The sequence below is a fragment of the Actinomycetospora lutea genome, from assembly GCF_028737205.1.
Taxonomy (GTDB): Bacteria; Actinomycetota; Actinomycetes; order Mycobacteriales; family Pseudonocardiaceae; genus Actinomycetospora; species Actinomycetospora lutea.
On the sequence record NZ_JAQZAL010000015.1, the window covers coordinates 137,517 to 157,725 of the forward strand.

The 20,209-nt window shown below is 76.5% G+C and carries 30 protein-coding genes; 15 read left to right on the plus strand and 15 right to left on the minus strand.

The annotated features are described in order from the left end of the window. Window positions 1–21: 21 nt before the first annotated feature. The gene (locus PHK61_RS17825; protein ID WP_274282350.1) at window positions 22–1,161 is read right to left on the minus strand and encodes an acyl-CoA dehydrogenase family protein; all 1,140 of its coding nucleotides are present in this window, start codon (window positions 1,159–1,161) and stop codon (window positions 22–24) included. Between the two features lie 66 nt (window positions 1,162–1,227). On the opposite strand from PHK61_RS17825, the gene PHK61_RS17830 reads away from it, so the two are divergent. Then, complete coding sequence (locus PHK61_RS17830) at window positions 1,228–1,815, plus strand: TetR/AcrR family transcriptional regulator (RefSeq protein ID WP_274282351.1); 588 nt, start codon at window positions 1,228–1,230, stop codon at window positions 1,813–1,815. On the opposite strand, the gene PHK61_RS17835 is transcribed toward PHK61_RS17830, so the two are convergent. Further along, window positions 1,786–2,502: a molybdopterin-dependent oxidoreductase gene (locus PHK61_RS17835; RefSeq protein WP_274282352.1), complete on the minus strand. Its 717-nt coding sequence runs from the start codon at window positions 2,500–2,502 to the stop codon at window positions 1,786–1,788. The genes PHK61_RS17830 and PHK61_RS17835 overlap by 30 nt on opposite strands. Window positions 2,503–2,600: 98 nt before the next feature. Here PHK61_RS17835 and PHK61_RS17840 point away from each other — a divergent pair, with 98 nt between their 5' ends. The 11 genes from PHK61_RS17840 (at window position 2,601) to PHK61_RS17890 (ending at window position 9,543) form a co-directional block, all read left to right on the plus strand. Beyond that, window positions 2,601–3,164 (plus strand): TetR/AcrR family transcriptional regulator, encoded by a 564-nt coding sequence (locus PHK61_RS17840; RefSeq protein WP_274282353.1) that lies wholly within the window; start codon window positions 2,601–2,603, stop codon window positions 3,162–3,164. A gap of 10 nt (window positions 3,165–3,174) precedes the next feature. Continuing rightward, window positions 3,175–3,810, plus strand: coding sequence for an MSMEG_1061 family FMN-dependent PPOX-type flavoprotein (locus PHK61_RS17845; RefSeq protein WP_274282354.1), 636 nt, complete (start codon window positions 3,175–3,177; stop codon window positions 3,808–3,810). A 7-nt stretch (window positions 3,811–3,817) separates the two neighbouring features. Beyond that, window positions 3,818–4,408 (plus strand): TetR/AcrR family transcriptional regulator, encoded by a 591-nt coding sequence (locus tag PHK61_RS17850; protein ID WP_274282355.1) that lies wholly within the window; start codon window positions 3,818–3,820, stop codon window positions 4,406–4,408. Between the two features lie 81 nt (window positions 4,409–4,489). Then, window positions 4,490–4,900 (plus strand): nuclear transport factor 2 family protein, encoded by a 411-nt coding sequence (locus PHK61_RS17855; protein ID WP_274282356.1) that lies wholly within the window; start codon window positions 4,490–4,492, stop codon window positions 4,898–4,900. Further along, complete coding sequence (locus PHK61_RS17860; protein ID WP_274282357.1) at window positions 4,897–5,562, plus strand: hypothetical protein; 666 nt, start codon at window positions 4,897–4,899, stop codon at window positions 5,560–5,562. Before PHK61_RS17855 ends, PHK61_RS17860 begins: the two co-directional genes overlap by 4 nt. Beyond that, on the plus strand, window positions 5,559–5,939 hold the full coding sequence (locus PHK61_RS17865) for a MauE/DoxX family redox-associated membrane protein (RefSeq protein ID WP_274282358.1): 381 nt from the start codon (window positions 5,559–5,561) through the stop codon (window positions 5,937–5,939). The genes PHK61_RS17860 and PHK61_RS17865 overlap by 4 nt, the downstream gene beginning before the upstream one ends. Continuing rightward, complete coding sequence (locus tag PHK61_RS17870; RefSeq protein WP_274282359.1) at window positions 5,936–6,682, plus strand: PPOX class F420-dependent oxidoreductase; 747 nt, start codon at window positions 5,936–5,938, stop codon at window positions 6,680–6,682. Before PHK61_RS17865 ends, PHK61_RS17870 begins: the two co-directional genes overlap by 4 nt. A gap of 90 nt (window positions 6,683–6,772) precedes the next feature. Beyond that, window positions 6,773–7,198 carry a cupin domain-containing protein gene (locus tag PHK61_RS17875; protein ID WP_274282360.1) on the plus strand — a complete coding sequence of 142 codons (426 nt, stop codon included), beginning with the start codon at window positions 6,773–6,775 and terminating at the stop codon, window positions 7,196–7,198. 100 nt (window positions 7,199–7,298) lie between these two features. Further along, window positions 7,299–7,649, plus strand: coding sequence for a YciI family protein (locus PHK61_RS17880; protein ID WP_274282361.1), 351 nt, complete (start codon window positions 7,299–7,301; stop codon window positions 7,647–7,649). Continuing rightward, complete coding sequence (locus PHK61_RS17885) at window positions 7,646–8,869, plus strand: RNA polymerase sigma factor (RefSeq protein ID WP_274282362.1); 1,224 nt, start codon at window positions 7,646–7,648, stop codon at window positions 8,867–8,869. The genes PHK61_RS17880 and PHK61_RS17885 overlap by 4 nt, the downstream gene beginning before the upstream one ends. A 38-nt stretch (window positions 8,870–8,907) precedes the next feature. Further along, a complete protein-coding gene (locus PHK61_RS17890) occupies window positions 8,908–9,543 on the plus strand; it encodes a DUF1707 SHOCT-like domain-containing protein (protein WP_274282363.1) in 636 nt (211 codons plus the stop codon). A gap of 48 nt (window positions 9,544–9,591) precedes the next feature. Here the strand turns inward: PHK61_RS17890 and PHK61_RS17895 are convergent, their stop codons facing one another. The 10 genes from PHK61_RS17895 to PHK61_RS17940 all read right to left on the minus strand — a co-directional run bounded on the left by PHK61_RS17895 (window position 9,592) and on the right by PHK61_RS17940 (window position 16,567). Then, on the minus strand, window positions 9,592–10,077 hold the full coding sequence (locus PHK61_RS17895) for a nucleoside deaminase (RefSeq protein WP_274282364.1): 486 nt from the start codon (window positions 10,075–10,077) through the stop codon (window positions 9,592–9,594). 28 nt (window positions 10,078–10,105) lie between these two features. Next, entirely contained in the window at window positions 10,106–10,312 is a 207-nt protein-coding gene (locus tag PHK61_RS17900; RefSeq protein WP_274282365.1) for a DUF2795 domain-containing protein, read from the minus strand. A 67-nt stretch (window positions 10,313–10,379) separates the two neighbouring features. Next, on the minus strand, window positions 10,380–10,811 hold the full coding sequence (locus tag PHK61_RS17905; protein ID WP_274282366.1) for an STAS domain-containing protein: 432 nt from the start codon (window positions 10,809–10,811) through the stop codon (window positions 10,380–10,382). A 145-nt stretch (window positions 10,812–10,956) separates the two neighbouring features. Next, window positions 10,957–11,178, minus strand: a complete 222-nt coding sequence (locus PHK61_RS17910) for a hypothetical protein (protein ID WP_274282367.1) — start codon at window positions 11,176–11,178, stop codon at window positions 10,957–10,959. A 143-nt stretch (window positions 11,179–11,321) separates the two neighbouring features. Next, window positions 11,322–12,092, minus strand: coding sequence for a glycosyltransferase family 2 protein (locus PHK61_RS17915; RefSeq protein ID WP_274282368.1), 771 nt, complete (start codon window positions 12,090–12,092; stop codon window positions 11,322–11,324). After that, entirely contained in the window at window positions 12,089–12,751 is a 663-nt protein-coding gene (locus PHK61_RS17920; protein ID WP_274282369.1) for a class I SAM-dependent methyltransferase, read from the minus strand. Before PHK61_RS17920 ends, PHK61_RS17915 begins: the two co-directional genes overlap by 4 nt. After that, window positions 12,748–13,491: a PIG-L deacetylase family protein gene (locus PHK61_RS17925; RefSeq protein ID WP_274282370.1), complete on the minus strand. Its 744-nt coding sequence runs from the start codon at window positions 13,489–13,491 to the stop codon at window positions 12,748–12,750. Before PHK61_RS17925 ends, PHK61_RS17920 begins: the two co-directional genes overlap by 4 nt. Next, the gene (locus PHK61_RS17930; protein WP_274282371.1) at window positions 13,488–14,426 is read right to left on the minus strand and encodes an acyl-CoA dehydrogenase; all 939 of its coding nucleotides are present in this window, start codon (window positions 14,424–14,426) and stop codon (window positions 13,488–13,490) included. Before PHK61_RS17930 ends, PHK61_RS17925 begins: the two co-directional genes overlap by 4 nt. 151 nt (window positions 14,427–14,577) lie before the next feature. Beyond that, window positions 14,578–15,954 carry an amidase gene (locus tag PHK61_RS17935; protein WP_274282372.1) on the minus strand — a complete coding sequence of 459 codons (1,377 nt, stop codon included), beginning with the start codon at window positions 15,952–15,954 and terminating at the stop codon, window positions 14,578–14,580. Between the two features lie 10 nt (window positions 15,955–15,964). After that, window positions 15,965–16,567: a TetR/AcrR family transcriptional regulator gene (locus tag PHK61_RS17940; protein ID WP_274282373.1), complete on the minus strand. Its 603-nt coding sequence runs from the start codon at window positions 16,565–16,567 to the stop codon at window positions 15,965–15,967. A gap of 71 nt (window positions 16,568–16,638) precedes the next feature. Between PHK61_RS17940 and PHK61_RS17945 the strand changes: the two genes are divergently transcribed. Further along, window positions 16,639–17,043 (plus strand): RidA family protein, encoded by a 405-nt coding sequence (locus PHK61_RS17945; RefSeq protein ID WP_274282374.1) that lies wholly within the window; start codon window positions 16,639–16,641, stop codon window positions 17,041–17,043. Here the strand turns inward: PHK61_RS17945 and PHK61_RS17950 are convergent, their stop codons facing one another. Further along, window positions 17,044–17,916 (minus strand): alpha/beta fold hydrolase, encoded by an 873-nt coding sequence (locus PHK61_RS17950; RefSeq protein ID WP_337993974.1) that lies wholly within the window; start codon window positions 17,914–17,916, stop codon window positions 17,044–17,046. It lies immediately after the preceding gene. Window positions 17,917–17,978: 62 nt separating this feature from the next. Here PHK61_RS17950 and PHK61_RS17955 point away from each other — a divergent pair, with 62 nt between their 5' ends. Together PHK61_RS17955 and PHK61_RS17960 are read left to right on the plus strand one after the other, a co-directional pair. Beyond that, complete coding sequence (locus PHK61_RS17955) at window positions 17,979–18,845, plus strand: NmrA family NAD(P)-binding protein (protein ID WP_476288136.1); 867 nt, start codon at window positions 17,979–17,981, stop codon at window positions 18,843–18,845. Window positions 18,846–19,069: 224 nt separating this feature from the next. Further along, entirely contained in the window at window positions 19,070–19,243 is a 174-nt protein-coding gene (locus tag PHK61_RS17960) for a hypothetical protein (RefSeq protein WP_274282376.1), read from the plus strand. 96 nt (window positions 19,244–19,339) lie between these two features. Here PHK61_RS17960 and PHK61_RS17965 read toward each other — a convergent pair whose 3' ends face one another. After that, the gene (locus PHK61_RS17965) at window positions 19,340–19,924 is read right to left on the minus strand and encodes a thermonuclease family protein (RefSeq protein ID WP_274282377.1); all 585 of its coding nucleotides are present in this window, start codon (window positions 19,922–19,924) and stop codon (window positions 19,340–19,342) included. Continuing rightward, window positions 19,921–20,145: a hypothetical protein gene (locus tag PHK61_RS17970; protein WP_274282378.1), complete on the minus strand. Its 225-nt coding sequence runs from the start codon at window positions 20,143–20,145 to the stop codon at window positions 19,921–19,923. The genes PHK61_RS17965 and PHK61_RS17970 overlap by 4 nt, the downstream gene beginning before the upstream one ends. Window positions 20,146–20,209 lie beyond the last annotated feature (64 nt).

Below are 20,209 nucleotides of genomic sequence, written 5' to 3' on the forward strand. Positions count from 1 at the left end.
CCGAAGTTCGCTCACATACTCCTACCGCGCGAAGTGGCGGCTGATCACCAGGCGCTGGATCTGGTTGGTGCCCTCGAAGATCTGCATGATCTTGGCCTCGCGCATGTAGCGCTCCACCGGGAAGTCGCGGGTGTAGCCGTAGCCGCCGAAGACCTGCACGGCGTCGGTGGTCACCTTCATGGCCGCGTCCGTGGCCACCAGCTTCGCCACGCTCGCCTGGCGCCCGTAGGGCCGGCCGAGGTCGCGGCGGCGCGCGGCGTCGAGGTAGGTCGCGCGCGCCGAGTCGACCGCCGCCGCCATGTCGGCGAGCACGAAGCCCAGCCCCTGGTGGTCGACGATCTTGCGGCCGAACGTCTCCCGCTCGTTCGCGTAGTCCACGGCCGCGTCCAGGGCCGCCTGCGCGAGCCCGACCGCGCACGCCGCGATGCCCAGGCGCCCCGAGTCCAGCGCCGAGAACGCGATCTCCAGCCCCTGGCCCTCACGGCCGATCAGCCGCTCGCCGGAGAGGACCGCGCCGTCCCAGTTCGCCGTGGTGGTCGGCACGCCGTGCAGGCCCATCTTCTCCTCGGGCCTCCCCCAGGCCAGGCCGTCGATCTGCCCGGGTGCGAGGAAGCACGAGATGCCGCGCGAGCCTTCTCCGGTCCGCGCGAACAGGGCGTAGAAGTCGGCACGACCCCCGTGAGTGATCCACGCCTTGGTGCCGCGGATCTCGTAGCCGCCCTCGACGGGCGAGGCCTTGCACCGCAGCGCCGCCGCGTCCGACCCGGCCTGCGGCTCGGAGAGCGAGTACCCGCCGACCAGCCCGCCGCCGAGCATGTCGGGCAGCCAACGCTGCTGCTGCTCGGCGGTGCCGAACGTCGCGAGCGGGAAGCACGACAGCGAGTGCACGCTCGTCGCCACGGCGACCGCCGCCCAGCGCGCCGCGAGCTCCTCGAGCACCTGCAGGTAGACCTCGTAGGGCTGCGCTCCGCCGCCGAACTCCTCCGGGTACGGCAGCCCCAGCAGCCCCGCCTCCCCGAGCGTCGCGAACAGGCCCTCGGGATAGGTCTCGGCCCGCTCGTGCTCCTCCACCCGCGTGGCGAGCTCCTTGTCCGCGAGGTCGCGGGTCAGGTCCAGCAGGTCTTCGGCCTCCTGGGTGGGCAGCAGCCGGTCGACGGGCATCGAGGCCTCCTATCGGTACTCAGAACGGTCCTAGAGTACCGATGAGAGGAGCGCTAGGGTAGGCCCGTGACCGCCCCGAGCCCGACGCGCCGCGGTGCCGCCCGCCACTCGGAGCTCTTCGACGCCCTCATCGACCTGCTGCTCGCCGAGGGCTTCGCCCACCTGACGCTGGACGACGTCGCCGCGCGCCTGCGCTGCTCCAAGCGCACGCTCTACGCGCTGGCCGGGTCGAAGGAGCAGCTGGTCCGCGCGGCGGTCGTGCGCTTCTTCGAGCGCGCCACCGTCCGCGTCGAGGCCGCCGTCGACGCCTGCGCGGCGCCCGCCGACCGCGTCGCCGCCTACCTCCGCGCCGTGGCGGCCGAGCTCGCGCCCGCGTCGGCCCGGTTCTTCGACGACATGGCCGCGTTCCCGCCGGCCGCCGAGGTCTACGCGCGCAACACCGGGGCCGCCGCCCGCCGCGTCGGCGAGCTGATCGCCGAGGGCGTCGCGGCCGGCGACTTCCGCGACGTCCCCGTGTCCTTCGCCGCCGAGACGGTGGCGACGACGATGGTGGCCATCCAGCAGCGCCGCATCGCCGGCGCGACCGGCCTCGCCGACGCCGAGGCCTACGAGGCGCTCGCGTCGCTACTGCTCCACGGCCTCACGCGGCCCTGAGCGTCCCCACGCGCACAGGGCCCGGATCGGCGGGATCAGCAGCCGGTAGATCGGGCGCACCCACGGGCCGGGGAGGGTGCCGTGGCGCTCCTCCTCCCAGACCCGCGCGCGCGGGTGCTCCTCGAGCAGCCGGTCGGTGCCCCGCGGCGCCGCCGGCGCGGTGGTGCGGAGCTCGATCCGGCTCAGGTGCTTGGTGCTGATGTAGCCGTACTGGCGCGGGCTGACCAGGCGGACCGGGGCGCCATGGTCGCTGTCGAGCGGGCGGCCGTCGAGGTTCTCGGCGAGCAGGACGTCGCCGGCCAGCGCGTCCTCGATCGTCACGACCGAGCGGTGGCCGTCGAGGCCGCCGAAGACGACGTGGGTGACGGTGGCCGCCGGGTCGAGGGCGGGCGCGAGGACCTCGCGGTAGAAGGCGTCGAACCCCACGCCCTCCCAGCGCAGGTCGACGGCCGACCAGCCCGCGACGCAGTGGAAGTCGGCGGCGAGCTCGCGGCGCGGCATCCGCGCGAGGTGGGCCAGGGGGACCGTGAACGGCGCGCGCACGGCTCCGCCGACCGCGATCGCGTGGTCCGCGGGGATCTCCGGGGCCGGGTGGTGGAGGTGCGTGCCGAAGCGCGGGAACCCCTCGACCGCGCGCTGCCCGGGCGGCAGCCGCAGGCCGTGGGTGACGGCGTGGGTCGTGGTCATCCGATCCCCCTCGTTCTATACGGGGCCGTATACGACGCCGACGCTAGCAGCGTCTGTACGGTGCCGTACAGATCCCGAGCCCGAGGAGGACCGCCGCCGTGGCGATCGCCCGCACGCCCCGCCCGCGGTGGATCGACGCCGGGCTGCAGGCGCTGGCCTCCGGCGGGCCGGACGCGGTCCAGGTCGAGTCCCTGGCGCGGTCGCTGGGCGTCAGCAAGGGCGGCTTCTACGGCTACTTCGCCGACCGGCCCGCCCTCCTCGAGGAGGTGCTGGCGACCTGGGAGGCCCGCAGCACCGAGGACGTCATCGCGCGCGTCGAGCAGGAGGGCGGCGACGCCATGGCGAGGGCGCTGCGGGCCGCCGAGCTCACCTTCAGCCCCGCGCTGCGGCCGATCGACCTCGCCGTGCGCGACTGGGCGCGACGCGACGCGGCGGTCGCCGAGCGCCTGCGGCGCGTCGACAACGCGCGCATCGCCTACCTGCGCGAGCTGCTCGAACCCGTGTCCACCGACGCCGACGACCTCGAGGCCCGGTGCTTCCTCGCGTTCTCGGTGGCGGTCGCCGACCCGCTCATCGCCGCCGAGCACGGCACCCGCACCCGCGCCGACGTGCTCGCCGCCGTCCAACGGCGGCTCTTCGCGCGAGCGGACGCGGGACCGTAGCCTCGGCCCGGTGAGCGAGTCGGGCGCGCGCGGCGGCACGGTGATCACCGACCTCGAGCAGCTGCGGGCGGTGGTCGGCGAGCCGGTGGCCCGCGCCCGGGACAAGGTGCGCGCAGTCCTCGACGACGTCGACCGGGCCTTCATCGACTCCTCGACGCTGCACCTGCTCGCGACCTCGGGGGCCGACGGCTCGCTCGACGTCTCCCCCAAGGGCGACCCGGCGGGCGCGGTGCTCGTGGCCGACGACCGGACCCTGCTGCTGCCCGACCGGCCCGGCAACCGCCGCGTCGACGGAATGATCAACATTCTGGGTGACCCCCACGTCGCGCTGCTGTTCCTCGTGCCGCGGCGCCGCGACACGCTGCGGGTCAACGGGCGCGCGCGACTGCTCCTCGATCCCGACGACGCGGCCGCGTTCGAGGTCCGCGGCCACCGCCCGCGCCTGCTCGTCGAGGTGACCGTCGACGAGGTCTTCTTCCACTGCCCCAAGGCCCTGATGCGCTCCGGGCTCTGGGACCCCGACGCCTGGTCGCCGGTCGACCTCCCCAGCGTCGCCGAGATCGCGCACCGGACGAGCCCCGACTCCTCGCTCGAGGAGCTGGAGCAGCGCTACGCCCCGGACAACTACCGCCGGCTCCTGTACTGAGCGCGGGGTGGGCCGAGCAGAACGCCATCCGGCGGGCAGCATCCTCGACGCCGCGCGGGAGCTGGTCCTCGCCGACGGCCTGCGCACGGCGACGGTCGACCGCATCGTGGTGGCCAGCGGCGCCCCGAAGGGCTCGATCTACCACCGCTTCGGGACGCTCGACGACCTGCTCGCGACGATGTGGCTGCGCGCCGTGCGCGCCTCGCAGGACCGCTTCCTCGCCGCGCTCGACGGGCCCGGGGACGCGGTGACGGTCGGGGTCGCGGCGGCGCTGACCCTCCACGACTTCGCCCGCGAGGAGCCCGACGAGGCGGCCCTGCTGATCACGGTGCGACGCCGCGACGTCGAGCGGGGCATCCGCGACGAGGACCTCGCCCGCCGGCTGACCACGGTGAACGCCCCGATCGAGCGCGGCGTGGAGGACCTGGCGACCCGCCTCTACGGCCGGGCTGACCGCCAGGCCGTCGAGCGCACCGTCCTCGCCGTCGTCGACCTCCCCCTCGGGGCGATCCGCCGCCACCTCCTCGCCCGGCGCCCGCCCCCGCCCGAGCTCCGCGACCCCCTCGGCCGCGCGGTCCGGGCCGCGCTGCAGGACTGACCCGCGCATCGGACCTCCACTCGTTGTCCATAAATTAGACGATATGGTCTACTAAACGCGCTCGTCGAGAGGGGAGGCGCGATGTCGCAGCGCGTGGAGGTGGTCCGCCGGCTGTTCGCGGCGGTGGAGGCCCGGGACCCGGCGGCGCTGCTCGCCTGCTACGCCGACCGGCCCGAGATCCACGAGGCGCCGTCGCTGCCCTACGGCGGGGTGTACCGCGGGCCCCGCGAGCACGCGGCGGCGTTCACCCGGGCCTGGGGGCCCTACCAGGTGGGCCGGGAGCCGCTCGGGGCGAGCTTCGCCGAGACCGAGGACGGGCGGGTCGTCGCGGTGTTCCGGCACCGCGCCGTCGACGAGGCGCGGGGGGCGCGGCTCGACGAGGACGAGGTCGGCGTCTACGAGGTGCGCGGCGGGGTGGTCGTGCGGTCGACGATGCTGCACGCCGACCCCGAGCGGCTCGCCCGCTTCCTCGCGCAGGGGAGCGCACGGTGACCGGCGGGCGCTGGGGCGCGTGGTCGGGCGTGCTGCTGTGCCTGACCTGGGCGCCGATGGCGCTGGCGGTGCCCGGGTTCCCGGACCTGCGCTCGGCGGCCACCGTGGTCGACTACTGGGCCGGCGACCTGCCCCTGATGCAGGTCGTGGCCCTGTCGGTGAGCGTCGGCTACCTGTTCCTGCTGGTCTTCCTCGGCGCGCTCGCCGAGCGACTGTCCGCCGACGCCGGCGTCCGGGCGTGGTCGTGGACGGGGCTGGGCGCGGCGCTGATGTTCATGACCGCGCTGAACGTGGCGATCGGGCTCGTGATGGCGGCCGGGCTGGTCGCCGCCGCCGACCCGACGAGCGCGTACGCCCTGCACGTGGGCGGGTTCGTGCTCGCCGCGCCGGCCGCCTTCGCCGGGGTGGCGTTCTTCGTCGCCGTGGCGGTCGTGGCCTTCGCCGCGGACGTGCTGCCGCGCTGGTCGGGGTGGCTCGCGCTCGCGGGGGTGCTCGCCAACGTGGGCGCGGTCGGCGGCGTGGGCACGCTCACGGGCCCCTGGAACTCGGGCAACGGCCTGCTTGGGGGCATCGCCGCCCCGCTCGGCCTGTTCGTCGTGTGGATCCTCGCGATCAGCGTGTCGTGGCTGCGGGAGCCGCTCGACCGGCCGGTGCCGGCATGAGCCGCCCGCCCCGCGACGCCTACGCCCTCGCGGCCCTCTTCGGCGGGGCCGGCGTCGCGCACTTCGCCGCGCCGGCCTTCCTCCACACCGTCGTCCCGCCGTGGATGGCCGCTTGGGCGCGGCCCGTCGTCGCCGTCAGCGGCGTCGCCGAGCTGGCGGTCGCCGCGGCCCTGCTGCACCCGGCGACCCGGCGGCTCGGCGCGTCCGGGGCCGCCGGGCTGATCGCGACCTTCCTCGTCGCGCACGTCGACGCCGCGGTCCGGACGCGCCGCGACCACCCGCGCTGGCTCGACCGCCCGGCCGGGGTGACGGTGCGCCTCGCCGTCAACGCGGGCTACCTCGCCTGGGCCGTCACGGTCGCGCGGCGGGACCGATGAGCGGGACCGCGGTGCGGACCCGGGGGCGCCCGGCGCCGGAGGTCGTGGTCGGTGTCCTCGCCGGCGCCCTGCTCGTCGGCGCCGCGGTCCTGGTTCCGACGGGGCCCGCCGGGGTCGGCGTCGCGTCGCTCGGCGTCGGCGTCGGCCTGCTGCTGTCCGTCCTCTGGCGCGACGCCCTGGTGACCCTGCTCGTCACGGCCTTGCTGGTCGTCGGGCTGGGCGCCGGCGGTGGGCCGGTCGCCGTCGGGGCGGCCGCGGTGCTCGCCGGCGCCGCGTGGTGGCGGTGGCGCCGGCTCGGCTACGTCCTGGGGCACGTCGTGCCGTCGACGAGCCCGGCGCTGCGTCACCTCGTGGAGCAGAAGACGGTGCTGCTCGAGACGTTCCGCCGGGACGGCACCGCGGTCGCGACCCCGGTGAGCATCGCGGTCGACGGGTCGCGCGCCGTCGTCCGGAGCTTCGCGCGGGCCGGCAAGACGAAGCGGCTGCGGCGGGATCCGGTCGCGCGCGTGTCCCCGTGCACGGCCCGGGGTGTGCCGACCGGGCCGCCGCTCGCGGTCCGGTGCCGACTGCTCGAGGGCGAGGAGGCCCACGCCGCGGCCCGGCTGCTGCGTCGCAAGTACCCGCTGCTGCACGGCGTGCTCGTCCCCCTGGCCCACCGGGTCGGCCGGCGGCGGACCGGCCGCACCGTGCACGTCGAGCTGGTCCCCCGCACCGACCCGCAGGACCCGGCCACCACGCCGTGACCCGCGTAGGAGCGGCCGCGTCCGGTCGGTGACGTCCTCTGTGGGTCTACCCTCCCCTCACCACCATTCGGCGATCGCGCGGAGGCGATCATGGCCGGCAACGTCGTGTTCCCGGGCTCCGGACGTGCCATGGCTCCGGGGTACGAGGTGAAGCTCGAGAAGGGCGTCGGCGGCGGGATCGCCGTCTTCGAGGCCGAGCACGCTCCGGGCTCCCCCGGCCCGCCGCGTCACACCCACATCTCCTACGACGAGGCCTTCTACGTCCTCACCGGCACGATGTCCTTCGACATCGACGGTGATCACGTGGACTGTCCGGCCGGTTCGTTCGTGTGGATCCCGCACGGTGCGGCACACGCCTTCCACAACCCGACCACGAGCCCGGCGTCCGTCCTCGTCGTCGTCACCGCCGAGGCGATCACGCTCGTGGAGGAGTTCCTGGCGCTGGCGACCGACGGCCCGCCGGACATCGCCGTCGCCCGTGAGCTGTTGGCCCGGTACGACACCGTGCTGTCGTAGCCGCGTCCGGAAAAATCTTCGCCGGACCTGTCGATCGGCGTCGGGGCCGTTCGTGGAGGGGTGTGCGGGCGCCCGGTCCGCACCCGACGAAGGAGGACCCATGGCCCACTACCTGCTCAGCGTCGTCACCCCCGCCGACGGCGAGATGCCCTCCGACGAGGAGATGCAGACGATCATGGGCAACGTCGCGGAGCTCCAGGCCGACATGCAGGAGGCCGGCGTCTGGGTGTTCTCGGGCGGGCTCGAGGCCCCGGACACGGCGACGGTGCTGCGGCGCAGCGGCGACGACGTGCTGGTCACCGACGGCCCGTTCGTCGAGCTCAAGGAGTACGTCGGCGGCCTGACGATCATCGATGCCCCCGACCTCGACGCCGCCCTGCACTGGGGCCGGCGCTCCACCGAGGCCGTCGGCCTGCCGATCGAGGTCCGTCCCTTCCACTGGGCCCCGTGACCCCCGCACCCTCCTCGGCGGCGATCACCCGGATCGTCACCGAGGAGTACGGGCGGTGCGTGGCGACGCTGACCCGCGTCCTCGGCGACATCGACCTCGCCGAGGACGCCGTGCAGGACGCGCTCACCGTCGCGCTGACCCGCTGGCCCGACGAGGGCGTGCCGCCGAACCCCGGCGGCTGGATCGTCACCACCGCCCGAAGGCGCGCGATCGACCGCCTGCGCCGCGACGCCGTCGGGCGGGACAAGGAGGCGCGGGCCGCGCGCGAGGAGCCGGAGCAGGACGAGCCGGAGGAGGGCGGACCGGTGCACGACGATCGCCTGCGCATGATTTTCACGTGCTGCCATCCGGCCCTCGCCCTGCCGGCGCGGGTCGCGCTGACGCTGCGCCTGCTCGGCGGCCTCGAGACCCCCGAGATCGCCCGCGCCTTCCTCGTCCCCGAGGCGACGATGGCCCAGCGGATCGTCCGCGCCAAGAACAAGATCCGGGCGGCCCGCATCCCGTACCGCGTGCCGCACGACGCCGACCTGCCCGACCGCGTGCCCGGCGTGCTCGCCGTCGTCTACCTCGTCTTCACCGAGGGGCACGCGACGGCGACCCGCGACGACCTCGCCGCCGAGGCGATCCGGCTGGGCCGCCTGCTCGCCGAGCTGATGCCCGACGAGCCCGAGGTGCTCGGCCTGCTCGCGCTGATGCTGCTCACCGAGGCCCGCCGCCCCGCGCGGCGGGCCGCGGACGGGTCGCGGGTGCTGCTCGCCGACCAGGACCGCGCGCGGTGGGACGCCGGGCTCGTCGCCGAGGGCCTCGACCTCGTCCGCCGTTGCCTGCGCCGCGACGCCCCCGGGCCCTACCAGCTCCAGGCCGCGATCAACGCCGTGCACGCCTCCGCGCCCGACACGGCCTCCACCGACTGGGCGCAGATCGTCGCGCTGCACGACCAGCTGCTCGCCCTCGCGCCCAGCCCGACGGTCGCGCTGAACCGGGCCGTCGCGCTGGCCGAGACCGCGGGGCCCGCGGCCGCGCTGACGATCGTCGAGCAGCTCGCCGAGCGCCTCGACCGCTACCACCTGCTGCACGCGGTACGCGCCGACCTGCTCGCCCGGCTCGGCCGCGGCGAGGAGGCCCGGGACGCCCTCGACGCGGCGCTCGCGCGCACCGAGGACCCCGACGACCGGGCACTGCTCACGGCCCGCCGCGACGCCTCCGGTCGCGCCGGGTGAACCATCGTCACACCCGCCGTGAGGGCAGGATGGGGAGCATGACCGCGGAGCCCCCGGAGATGCGGATCGGCGACCGCGAGCGGAAGGCCACCGACGACCGTCTCCGCACCGCGCTCGACGACGGCGTGCTGACGCTCGTGGAGTACGACGAGCGCACCCGGCAGGCCTGGGCGGCGCGGACGCAGCGCGAGCTCGACGTCCTGGTCGCCGACATCCCGGGCGGGGCGCCCGCTCCCGCGCCACGGGCCGCCGAGACGGCCCCGGCGCAGCGCACCCCGTGGCACGAGCGGCTCGGCAAGGCGGTCGTCCCGCTCGTCATCGGGGTGGCCGCGGTCTTCGTGGGCGGGCACCTCGTCACCGCCGACGACGGCGCGAGCGTGTTCGGCAACCGCACCGTGCAGGCCACGCCCGGGGACGGCGAGGTGCAGGTCGGCACGCTGTTCGGGCGGACCGAGGTGGTGGTGCCGCCCGGGACGGTCGCGCGCACCACCGGCACCATGATCTTCGGTAGCACGAGCTGCGAGCAGGCCTGCCGGCTCCCGCCGGGCGGGGCGACGCTGCCCGAGGTGGTCGTCGACGCCAACGGGGCGTTCGGGAACGTCCAGGTGGTCACGCCCGCCGAGGCCGCGCAGGGCGGGCTGCCGGATCGCGACGACGACGATGACGACGACTGACGCGGTCCTCATGTGAGCGAAATTCCCGGCTATAGCCGGGAATTTCGCTCACATACCCAGGTGGCGGCGCTGGAGGTCGCGGACCTCGGCGTCGAGCGGGGGCACCGGGCCGGCGACGCGCAGTGCGGGCGCGACCTCGGTGATCGGGATCGGGCGGACGGGCGAGGGCGGCGCGCCGAGCTCGGCGCGCCAGCTTGCCAGCTGCGCCGACGAGCTCGCGTAGACGATCGGGCCCAGCCCGACCCAGGCGTGCGCCGCCGAGCACATCGGGCAGTGCTCGCCGGAGGTGTAGACGGTGCTCGCGGCCCGCTCCTCGGGCGTCAGCTCAGCCGCCGCCCAGCGGGCGATCGCGAACTCCGGGTGCTGCGTGGCGTCGCCGCCGGCGACCCGGTTGCGGTCGGCGAACCGGACCGACCCGCCGGGACCGACGAGCACGGAACCGAACGGTTCGTCGCCCGCCTCGAGCGCCTCGCGCGCGAGGTCGACACAGCGGCGCAGGTGGGCGAGGTCGTCTGCGGTGAACGCGGGGGGCACACCGACGACCGTGCCACCCGCGTCCCCGTCATGCCTGGTCGGGCCGCTGGGGCACCGAGATGACGACGTCGTCGGCCGTCGAGAACGTGCGGTCGGGCAGGGCCCGCAGCGCGGTGAGCACGCGGTCGTCGCGCTCGCCGCGGTCGGTGGCCCACGAGATCACCTGGGTGCGGTCGGCAGGGAACGCCATGCCCTGCAGGGCCTTGCGGACGCGGAGGTCGTCGCGATCGGTCACCGGTTCCTCCTCGGGACGGTGTCGCGCCGGGTGTCGGGGCCGGCTGTCGGGGCCGTGTGGCGGGGTGTCAGAGCCGGAACTGGCCCAGCTCCGCGGCCAGCGCCTCCGGCGGGTCGTGCAGCTCGACGCGGGCCTCGCGCGCGAGGCACCGGATGCGCAGCCGGGCGATCACCCGGGCGAGACCGGCGTCGCACTGGTCGAGGCCGGACAGGTCGATGACGAGCTCGGTGCCCGCCTGCCGCTCGACCTCGGCGGCCAGGGCCCGCAGGCGCTCCCGCCCGGCACGGTCGAAGCGGCCGCGCAGCGCGAGCGCGACGCAGCCCGGTCCGTAGCGGCGGATGCCGACCGCGGCCCGGCGGTTGCCGGTGGCGGCGGGCTCGGCGTGGGCGACGGCCTCGGCCACGGCCCGCCGGCGACGCTCCGCGAGGTCCGCCGGCAGGTCGACCTCGTCGATGAGCGTGCGGGACGAGGCAGTCGGGGCTGGGGTGTCGATGGTCATCGGGCCTCCCTCGGACGGCCACGGGACGGCCCGGACCCCGGAGGGCGGGCCACGCGGGCGTCGTGGCGTGGAGGTCTCAACCGACGACTGTCACCAGAAGTTAACCCACGGCGACGTTGAGCGCACGAGCCGTGCGCGGCGGACCTCATGGTGTCTCCCGGGCGTCGCGGGCTTCGCGCAGGCCGTCGACCTCGGCCAACAGCTGCGCGAGCTCGCCGCGCAGCTGCAGGACCCGGGCGACGCCGCGGTGGCCGTCGGGGCGCTGACGTTCGGCCTGGACGGCGTCGAGGATCGCGAAGGCGCGCTCGAAGCGGGGATCGATGGCCGCGTCGACGTGGGCACGCCACGCGGCGGACTCGGCGCTCACGGGAGCGCTCGCCGGTCGGTGAGGAGAAGCTGCGTCACGGGGCGGCTCCGGGTAAGGGGCGCGCCCGTCGGCGCGCGCGGCAGGGTCACTGCGCTCCGCCCCGGGTCTCGAGCGGTCGTGCGGTCGGTGTCGCCGACGGCGGATCAGGAGATGCGCGCCGCCGGTCCGTCGTCCTCGCGCCGCAGGGCAGGACGCGGGGACGCCGGGGTGGTACCCGGAGCCGTGGGGATGACATGCATCGCGAGCCCACGCAGGTGACCCGCGAACCCGCCGGGCGCGCGACCCTCGGTGCGCGCGCTCGTCACGACGGGGTGGCGGCGGTCGCGGACGACGCGGTGCCCGCCCCGGTCGAGACGCTCGACGAGCGCGACGTCCTCGCCGGTCGGCAGGGCCGGGAAGCCCCCGACCGCGCGGTACGCCGGCGCCGCGACGCCCAGGCTCGCCCCGTGCACGTGACGGTGCGGGTCGCCGGGGCGGTGGTCGGCCTCGTAGGCCGCGCGGTAGCGGGCGGGCACGGCGCCGGGCAGCCCGCTCCAGTCGACGACCTCGACGGTGCCCACCCACGCGTCGGCGCCCCGGCCCCGCGCCGCGAGCTGCGCGGCGAGCCAGTCCGGCGGGACGACCGAGTCGGCGTCGGTGGTGGCGAGCCACGCGACCGGGTCCGGGGCCCCGAGCAGCGCGGACGCGCCCGCCGCCCGGGCCCGCCCGACGTTGTGCGCGGCGAGCGCGAGCACGTCGGCGCCGTGGGTCCGGGCCAGCTCCTCGGTCCGGTCGGAGCACGCGTCGGCGACGACGAGCACGCGCACCCGCGCCCGGTCCGCGACGGTCGCCGCGGCGTGGCGCAGGCCGGCGAGGCAGTCGGCGAGCAGGTCCTCCTCGTCGTGCGCGGGGACCACCACTCCGAGGGGGATCACCGGAGTCCCGTCTCCTCGGCCACCGATCGCGGTACGAACGGTCGAGCTCCCCCATCGGCGTGCTCCCCTGATCGCTCCGTCTCCTGGGCCGGGGGCACGCGCGCGTACACCTCGAGCCGGAAGTCGGCCTCCTCGTGGCGGACGGTGCGGGCGAGGGCGGGGCGTGCGGCCAGCTCGTCGTGCACCGCCGCGCCCTCGACGGGGTACTCCGGCGCCTCGCGCAGCCAGTGCACGGCGAGCAGGTGACCGCCCGGGCGCAGGCACGCCTCCACGGCGCGCCAGAACGCCTCCCGGTCCCCCGCGTCGAGGTAGTAGACGACCTCGGAGGCGAGGACCAGGTCGAACGTCCCGTCCGGCGTGGTCCCGGGCAGCGCCCCCCGCTCCACGCGCACGTGCGGGCGGTCGGCCAGCCGCGCCCCGGTCGCCGCGACGGCGCGCTCCGCGGGGTCCCAGCAGACGAGCTCGTCGCAGCGCCCCGCCAGCTCCACCGACAGCGCCCCGCCCGCGCAGCCGGGCTCGAGGCCCCGCGCGTAGCGCGGACGGGGCAGGGCCGCGAGGACGACCGCGCGCTTGCGCTGCTCGTACCAGCCCGCCTCGATGCCCCACGGGTCGGCGTCGGCCGCGTAGAGGCCGTCGAAGTACTCCCCGGACAGGCTCACCGCGGCCCCCAGACGATCTCGGTGTCACGCCGGAACCGTGCGAGCACGGGGGCGGTCAGGACGGTCGCGTCGCGCGGGTCGTCCGACAGCGGCGCGACCTGGGTGGTGAAGCACCCGATCGCCGCGGCCTTGGCGCGCACGGCGGTGGCGGACAGGCGCAGCCGCCGGGCGCCGTCGAACGACACCTCCCCGGGGCGCGCCCAGTGCCAGAGCCACACGGCGTAGCGCCAGCAGTCGACGCCGACCCGCGCGGCGGCGGTGCCGGCGCCGTCCGCGGTGGCGTCGTGGTCGGGGTGCCCGTCGCCGGGGACGGGCGCGATCACCGTGTCGCCGGGCCGCAGGACCGCCGCGACCCCGTCGGCGACGTCTCCGGCCGCCACCGCGCCGTCGGGGAGGCGGAGCCGGGCCACGGCCGGCTGGAGCCCGAGCGCGGCGAGCGCGGCGCGGCGCTCCTCGATCCGGCGGTCGACGAGCGCGGCGGGCGTGAGCGTCGGGGAGTCGAGGTGCGAACCCTCGCCGTCGGTGACCGCGACGACGGCGACCTCGGTGCACTCCGCCGCCCAGACCGCGAGCGTCCCGCCGACCCCGAGCACCTCGTCGTCGGGGTGCGGGGCGACCACGACGACGCGACCCGGCGGGCGGACCGCGGCCGGGTCGCGCGCGGGCACCCCGTCGAGCCCGCCGGGGCCCCACCACGCGTCCTCGGGGGTCCCGGTGCCCTTCAGCGACGGTCGGTTCACGACAGCGGGTCCGCGTCGTCGGCCCCGGCCAGCTCGCCGAGGGTCGCGAGGTCCCGCTCGGCGTGGCTCTGGCGCACGTAGACCTCGAGGTCGGCGACGCGGCGGGCGTGCGCGGCGTCGCGGGCGACCGGCGCCGGTCCCAGCGCGCGCCCGGTGCGCTGCAGCGCGCCCTCGACCGCGGTCTCGACCACGGCGCGCACCCGCAGCGCCCGGCGCCGCTCGGCGTCCCACGCGGCCGGCTCCTGCTCGTCGAGCGTGGCCGCCGCGTCCCGGAGCACCGCGCGGGCCGCGGCGAGGGCGGCGTCGACGGCCCCGAGGTGGGCGAGCCCGTGGGCGTCCAGGCGGCCGTCGCGCCCGGCCCGGCGCAGCGGCGCGGCCACCCCGGACGCCCCGCCGAACCAGGCCGCGGCGACGGCGATCGCGCCGTGCCAGAACCCGGGGCGCTCGAGGTAGGCGCCGGGCGCGCCGATCTCCGTGGCCGGAACGGCGTCGAGGTCGACCGTGGCGGCGGCGCTGCCGCGCATGCCCAGCGCCTGCCACTCGCCGGCGTGGACCGTGACCCCGGGCCCGGCGAGGTCGATCGCGAACAGGCGCCCGCCCTCCGCGGTGACCAGGGCGTGCGTACAGGGGCCGGCGGCGCCCGAGCAGAACGGCTTGCGCCCGCTCAGGCGCCCCTCCGCCACGCGCACCGCGTCCGGGCCGGACTCCGCGGCCCACACGCCCCAGCACGAGCCGGGCGACGGCGCGGGACCGTCGAGCTCGGCGAGGATCGTCGTCGCGTCGAGGTGCGCCTCGGCGAGGCGGGCGACGTCGAGGTCCTCGGCGGCGGCCGCGGCCAGCACGCCCAGGTTGTGGCGCGTGCGGCCCTCACCCCGCGGCGTGGGCGCGGTGCGGAACCGGGCCAGGACGGGCCCGACCGCGTCGAAGGGGGTCATCGCTCTCCTCGGCGCTCATCGCGGCGCCGGACGGCCGGCGGGCACGGGTGGGTGCGACCGCCACGACGACGCCGCGGGGCGGAGGGCTGTACCCCGGAGCGGAGGTCGGACGCCCGGTCGGGCGGCCCTGACTCGGCGGACCGGGCTCGGGCTACCCGGGGTCCCCCGGGCTCACCCGTGATCCACGAGGCACCGCCGGGAGCGCGCGCTCGAGCTGTGCGGCGACCGACACCAGGCGCGCGTCCTCGTCGGGCCCGACGACGCACTGCACCGCGAGCGGGAGCCCGAGCTCCGACCGGCTCACGGGCACGACCGCCGCCGGGACGCCCGCGTGGTTCCACGGCGGCGTGTGCGCGTACTGCTGCGCGAGCCCGAGCATCGTGGTCAGGCCCCGACGGCCCGCCCAGTGCCCGACGGGCACGGCGGGGCCCCGTGCGGGCGGGGTGAGCAGGACGTCGACGCCGAGGTCGGCGAGCGCGCGGCGCCCGAACGCCTCGCCCTGCCGGATCGCCCGACGGACCGCGGCGTCGGGGAGGCGCCGCCCGATCCACGCCACCTCGGCGGTGCGGGGCTCGAGCAGCGAGGGGTCGTCGACCTGCGCGGCGGCGCCGGCGACGCCGTGCAGCATGCGGGCGACGAACCCCGCCGCCATCGCGCCGTAGCGGACGCGGACCTCGCGGACGTCGTGCCCGAGGCCGGCCAGGACGTCGGCGGCGCGCCGGACCGCGGCGTCGAGCTCCGGGTCGAGCGGCAGGGCCGGGGTGACCGGCGAGGCGAGGTCGACGCCGACCCGCAGGCCCGGCGGGTCCTGCTCGGCGGCCGCGGCGAGCGGGGTCGGGAAGTCGCCGACGAGGTCGAGGTAGGTCGCGGAGTCGGCGACGCGGCGCGTCACGCAGCCCTGCACCGCGAGGCCGTTCCACCCGCCGCCGGGCGTGCGGCCCGCGCCCGGCTTGATGCCGACGAGCCCGCAGCACGACGCCGGGATGCGGATCGAGCCGCCGCCGTCGCTCGCCGTCGCGATCCCCACCGCGCCGCCGGCGACCGCGGCCGCCGACCCGCCCGACGAGCCCCCGGAGGTCCGCCCCGGGTCGACGGGGTTGCGCGTCACGCCGAAGCGCTCGGACTCGGTGAACCCGTAGACCGCGAGCTCGGGCAGCGTCGTCCGCCCGATCGGCACCAGGCCGGCGGTCCTGATCGCGGCGACCACCGGTCCGTCGGCGGACGCCGGGGTGGTGCGCGCCCGGGTGCCCCAGGACGTCACGTGGCCGGCGGCGTCGAGGTCGTCCTTGAGCGCGATCGGCACCCCGAGCAGCGGGCCGTCCTCGCCGGCGGCCCGGCGGCGGTCGGCCGCCTGCGCGGCGGTGTGGGCCCCGTCGGGGTCGAGCTCGGCGAAGGCGTTGACCCGCGCGTCGACCTGCCGCGCCGCCCGCAGGCTCGCCTCGGCGAGGTCGACGGCGCTGACGTGGCCGGCGCGCAGGGCGGCGGCCTGGGCGAGCGGGGCCTGCGTGACCAGGGCGGCGGCATCCACGCGGCGGACGCTAGCCCCAGCCGGCGCGGACCGAGGCCGCGCACCGCGGCGGGTCGTCGCCGGCCGCGGAGAAGATCGCCGTCAGGAGCGCGGGGGCGTGCTCGTCGAGGGCCGTGCGGGGCAGCACGTCGGAGATCACGAGCAGGATCAGCCCGTGCCCCGAGGCCCACTGGCGGGTGGCGACGGCGGCCGGGTCGGCGGCGCGGAAGCGGCCGGCCTCGAGCGCGCGGCCCGCGGCCGCGACGAGCACCCCGAACGCCGCGCCCGCCGCCTCCGGGTCGGGCAGGTCGGCGACAGCGTCGAACATCGCGCGGTAGAGCGCCGGGTGCTCGATCGCGGTGGCCGCGTAGGCGGCGCCCAGGGCGGCGAGGTCGCGCACGGGGTCGTCGGTCGCGGCCACGTCCGCCAACCGGCGGGCGAGGCGCGCGAACCCCTCCTGGCGCACCGCGCCCCACAGGCCGGTCATGCCGTCGAAGTGGGTGTAGACGGCCATGGTCGACGTGCCTACGCGCGTCGCGAGGGCCCGCAGCGTCACCGGCTCGCGGGCGACGAGCATCGCCGCCGCCTGCTCGATGAGGGCGGTGCGGACCGCGGGGTCGGGAGGGCGGGGCACTTGCCGAGTGTGGCATAACGCTGCTATACATGGCGAGGCATAACAGCGCTATCCCACTCACGGAGGTCACCATGACCGTCGAGCTGCTCAACCCCGCCGGCCTGCCCGCCCCCGAGGTCTACCGCCAGGTCGCAGTGGCGACGGGCACGCGCACCGTGTTCGTGTCGGGCCAGGTCGCCCGCACCGCCGACGGCACGCCCGTCGGCCCGGGCGACCTCGCCGCCCAGACCGAGCAGGCGTACCGCAACGTCGCCACCGCCCTCGAGGCCGTCGGCGCCACGCTCCACGACGTCGCCAAGATGACCGTCTACGTCGTCGACCTGACCCCGGAGAAGATGGGCGCCTTCGGCGAGGGTGCGATGCGCGCCGCCACGGCCCTCGGCCAGGTGACGCCGGCGATCACCCTCGTCGGGGTGACCGCGCTCGGCGAGCCCGACCTCCTCGTCGAGGTCGAGGCGACGGCCGTCCTGGCCTGATCAGCCCACAAAGCCCAGCAGCGCGTCGTTGAACTCCCGCGGGTGGGTCGCGTTGAGCCCGTGCGGGCCGCCCTCGATGACGACGGTCCGGCTGTCCCCCACGGCCTCGGCGGTGCGCTTGCCCGAGACCTCGAACGGCACGATCGCGTCCGAGTCACCGTGGATGACCAGCGTCGGGACGTCGATCTTCGCGAGGTCGTCGCGGAAGTCGGTGTAGCTGAAGGCCTTGATGCACTCCAGCGTGCCCTGCGGCGACGCGAACTCGGCGATCGCGCGGTGGTGGAGCCGCGCGGGCTCGCTGATGAGGTCGGAGCGGTCGCCGGCGGTGAAGAAGGTCGTGACGAAGCCGTCGAGGAACGCGACGCGGTCGCCGGTGACGCCGTCGAGGAAGCCCTGGATCGTGGCGTCGTCGAGCCCGCCGTCGGGGTTGTCGTCGGTCTTGTAGAGGTACGGCGGGACGGCCGCGGCGAACACGGCCTGCGCGACGCGCTCGCTGCCGTAGCGGCCGAGGTAGCGCGCGACCTCCCCGCCGCCCATGGAGAAGCCGACGAGCGTGACGTCGCGCAGGTCGAGGTGGCGCAGCAGCGCGTCGAGGTCGGCGGCGAAGGTGTCGTAGTCGTAGCCGGTCCACGGCTGCGACGACGACCCGAAGCCGCGGCGGTCGTAGGTGACGACGCGGTGGCCGGCGTCGACGAGCGCCGGGACCTGCTTCTCCCACGAGCGGCCCGACAGCGGCCACCCGTGGATCAGCACGACCGGGCGCCCCGAGCCGTGGTCGGAGTAGTGGAGGTCGACCGGGTTGCCGTTCTCGGTCCCGACGGTGACTCTCGGCATGAAGTACTCCTCTTCATCGTGCACGATGTAATCGACCACGAGCTAACTCCCCGACCGCCGGATCGTCAACCGGTGTCGGACCCCTCGGGGACCCTCGCGGCATGGTCATCGCGATCACCACCCCTCGGGAGCACGTGGGATCCCACGTTCTGCGCACGCTCGTGCAGGCCGGCGTCCGGCCGCGCGTCCTGATGCGCGACCCGGACGCGCTCGGCCCCGTCTGGCGCGCCCACGTCGACGCCGTGCGCTGCGACCAGGACGACGGCGACGCGGTGGTCGCGGCCACCCGCGGGGTGCAGGCCCTGTTCTGGGTGAGCCCGACACAGCCTCACGGCGACCCGGTCGCGGCCCACGAACGCCTCGGCGGCCACGCCGCGCGGGCCGTGGTGGAGAACGGCATCGCGCGCACCGTCGTCCAGTCGAGCGTCGGCGCCGAGAAGCGCCGCGGGGCCGGGGAGATCGACGGCCTCGCCCGGGTCGAGGAGGCGCTCGACGCCACCGGTGCGCCGGTGCTGCACCTGCGCTGCGCCTACTTCTTCACCAACCTCGTGCTCGACCTCGACGGCATCCGCGAGGGCGTCGTGCGCACGGCGTGGCCCCTCGACGCCCCGATGCCGTGGGTCGACCCGCGCGACATCGCCGAGGTCGCGGCCGCCCGCCTGCTCGCGCCGTGGCCCGCGGGCGGTGTGCAGGCCGTGCACGGGCCCCGCGACCTCACGTTCACCGAGGTCGCGGAGGTGCTGACCACCGTGCTCGGGCGCCCGGTGCGCGCGGAGCGGGTCTCCGACGACGACGTGCGCGCCGGCCTGGCGTCGGTCGGGCTGGGCGGGGCGCAGGTCGAGGCGATCGTCGGGATGGCGGCGGGCCTGCGCGACGGCTTCGTGCCCGAGCAGCCGCGCTCGGTGCTCACGACGACGCCGAGCACCCTCGCCGGCTGGGCCGAGGCGCACCTGCGGCCGCTGCTCTGAGCGCCGACCCGGATCTCCCGACGATCACCGACTGATCGCCCGCTGAGACCGGCCGGCGCCGGTGAGCCGCTCGTCGGTCGTGTCCGACCAGTCGCCGCGCCGGGCGGGCCGCCTGATCGATCAGGTGCTCAGGACGGGAGCAGGACCCCGCGGGGTGCGCGTTGACTGGGGAACAGCCACCCCGGGCTCCAGTCGGCCCGGGCCTCCGTCAGGAAGGGGCAGACATGATCAAGAATTCGGAACTGGCCCTCATCCCGGACTCCGCCCTGGGCATGCTCGAGCTGCCGGCGACCTCGCCCGCGCCCGCCCCGCGGCCGTCCACCGCCCGTCCCTCCGGCGCGCCGCGCACCGCCGCCGCCCGGCACCCGGTACGCGGTCCCGAACCCGCCTCGCGCTAGCTCCGTCCGCTCGCGGGGGAAGCTCCGGTGATCACGAGTACCTCATCGACGTCGGCCCGCCGACGGGGACACGTCACGCGCTCCTGATCACCACGCTCACTCGCAGGCGACGCCGTCGTCGTCGCGGTCGAGGGCGGCGCGGTAGCCCGGCTGGCCGGCGAGCAGGGGCGCCGCGCCCGCCGCCCGCGCCGCGGCGCAGTTCGCGTACGGCCCGCCCCCGGAACGGGCCGCCGTCGACTCGCGCGTCGCCGTGCGCGGGACCGCCGGGAGGGCGGTGCGGGGACGGTCGGCGTCGGGCGACGGGGTCGCCGTGCGTCGCGGCGTGGTGGGCGCCGTCGTGGTGGACCCGCAGGTCCGGCCGTTCGTGTCGATCCGGCGCAGCGTGGCCTGCACGCCCGGCGAGGCGTCGTTGCGCCCGTCGGTGTAGATCGCCGTGTGGTCCATGGCGACCATCGACTCCGCGAAGTCGCCGCCGCCCGCGGAGACGTAGCGCAGCATGCGCCCGTAGCGGTCGCGGTCGACACCGGGCTGCGCGGCGAGGGTCACCGGCGCGCCCAGCAGGCGGGCGCGGGCGGCGTCGGTGGCGCGGCGCCCGCCCGGGGTGGTCGCCTCGCAGGAGTCGATGCCCAGCACGCGCACCTCGTCGCCCGAGGCGAGGCGGAAGGTGTCGCCGTCGATCACCTCGAGGTCTGCGCGGACGTCGCGCCACCCACCGTCCCGACCCCGGCGCGCACCGGCGCGGCGGCGGTCGTCGCGGGCAACGACGACGAGCTCGCGACGGTCCCCGCCGGCGGCGTGGCGCCCCGGCCCGACAGGTCGGTGGCGGCGACGAGGCAGAACACGCCGGCCGCGATCCCGGACCACACCTTGTACGCCTGCCGCACGTCGACGTCCCCTCCCACCGGCGATGATCGTCGACCTTGTCGGGCGGCCGGCCGCGATCGTTACCGTCCGGACCGTCCCTGT

What these genes read in the sequence shown, in the direction of transcription:
- PHK61_RS17960 (WP_274282376.1), top strand. Translation starts at nt 19,070, where the DNA reads ATGATCAAGAATTCGGAACTGGCCCTCATCCCGGACTCCGCCCTGGGC.
- PHK61_RS17955 (WP_476288136.1), top strand. Translation starts at nt 17,979, where the DNA reads ATGGTCATCGCGATCACCACCCCTCGGGAGCACGTGGGATCCCACGTT.
- PHK61_RS17875 (WP_274282360.1), top strand. Translation starts at nt 6,773, where the DNA reads ATGGCCGGCAACGTCGTGTTCCCGGGCTCCGGACGTGCCATGGCTCCG.
- PHK61_RS17890 (WP_274282363.1), top strand. Translation starts at nt 8,908, where the DNA reads ATGACCGCGGAGCCCCCGGAGATGCGGATCGGCGACCGCGAGCGGAAG.
- PHK61_RS17865 (WP_274282358.1), top strand. Translation starts at nt 5,559, where the DNA reads ATGAGCCGCCCGCCCCGCGACGCCTACGCCCTCGCGGCCCTCTTCGGC.
- PHK61_RS17880 (WP_274282361.1), top strand. Translation starts at nt 7,299, where the DNA reads ATGGCCCACTACCTGCTCAGCGTCGTCACCCCCGCCGACGGCGAGATG.
- PHK61_RS17945 (WP_274282374.1), top strand. Translation starts at nt 16,639, where the DNA reads ATGACCGTCGAGCTGCTCAACCCCGCCGGCCTGCCCGCCCCCGAGGTC.
- PHK61_RS17835 (WP_274282352.1), bottom strand. Translation starts at nt 2,502, where the DNA reads ATGACCACGACCCACGCCGTCACCCACGGCCTGCGGCTGCCGCCCGGG.
- PHK61_RS17930 (WP_274282371.1), bottom strand. Translation starts at nt 14,426, where the DNA reads ATGACCCCCTTCGACGCGGTCGGGCCCGTCCTGGCCCGGTTCCGCACC.
- PHK61_RS17855 (WP_274282356.1), top strand. Translation starts at nt 4,490, where the DNA reads ATGTCGCAGCGCGTGGAGGTGGTCCGCCGGCTGTTCGCGGCGGTGGAG.
- PHK61_RS17870 (WP_274282359.1), top strand. Translation starts at nt 5,936, where the DNA reads ATGAGCGGGACCGCGGTGCGGACCCGGGGGCGCCCGGCGCCGGAGGTC.
- PHK61_RS17905 (WP_274282366.1), bottom strand. Translation starts at nt 10,811, where the DNA reads ATGACCATCGACACCCCAGCCCCGACTGCCTCGTCCCGCACGCTCATC.
- PHK61_RS17825 (WP_274282350.1), bottom strand. Translation starts at nt 1,161, where the DNA reads ATGCCCGTCGACCGGCTGCTGCCCACCCAGGAGGCCGAAGACCTGCTG.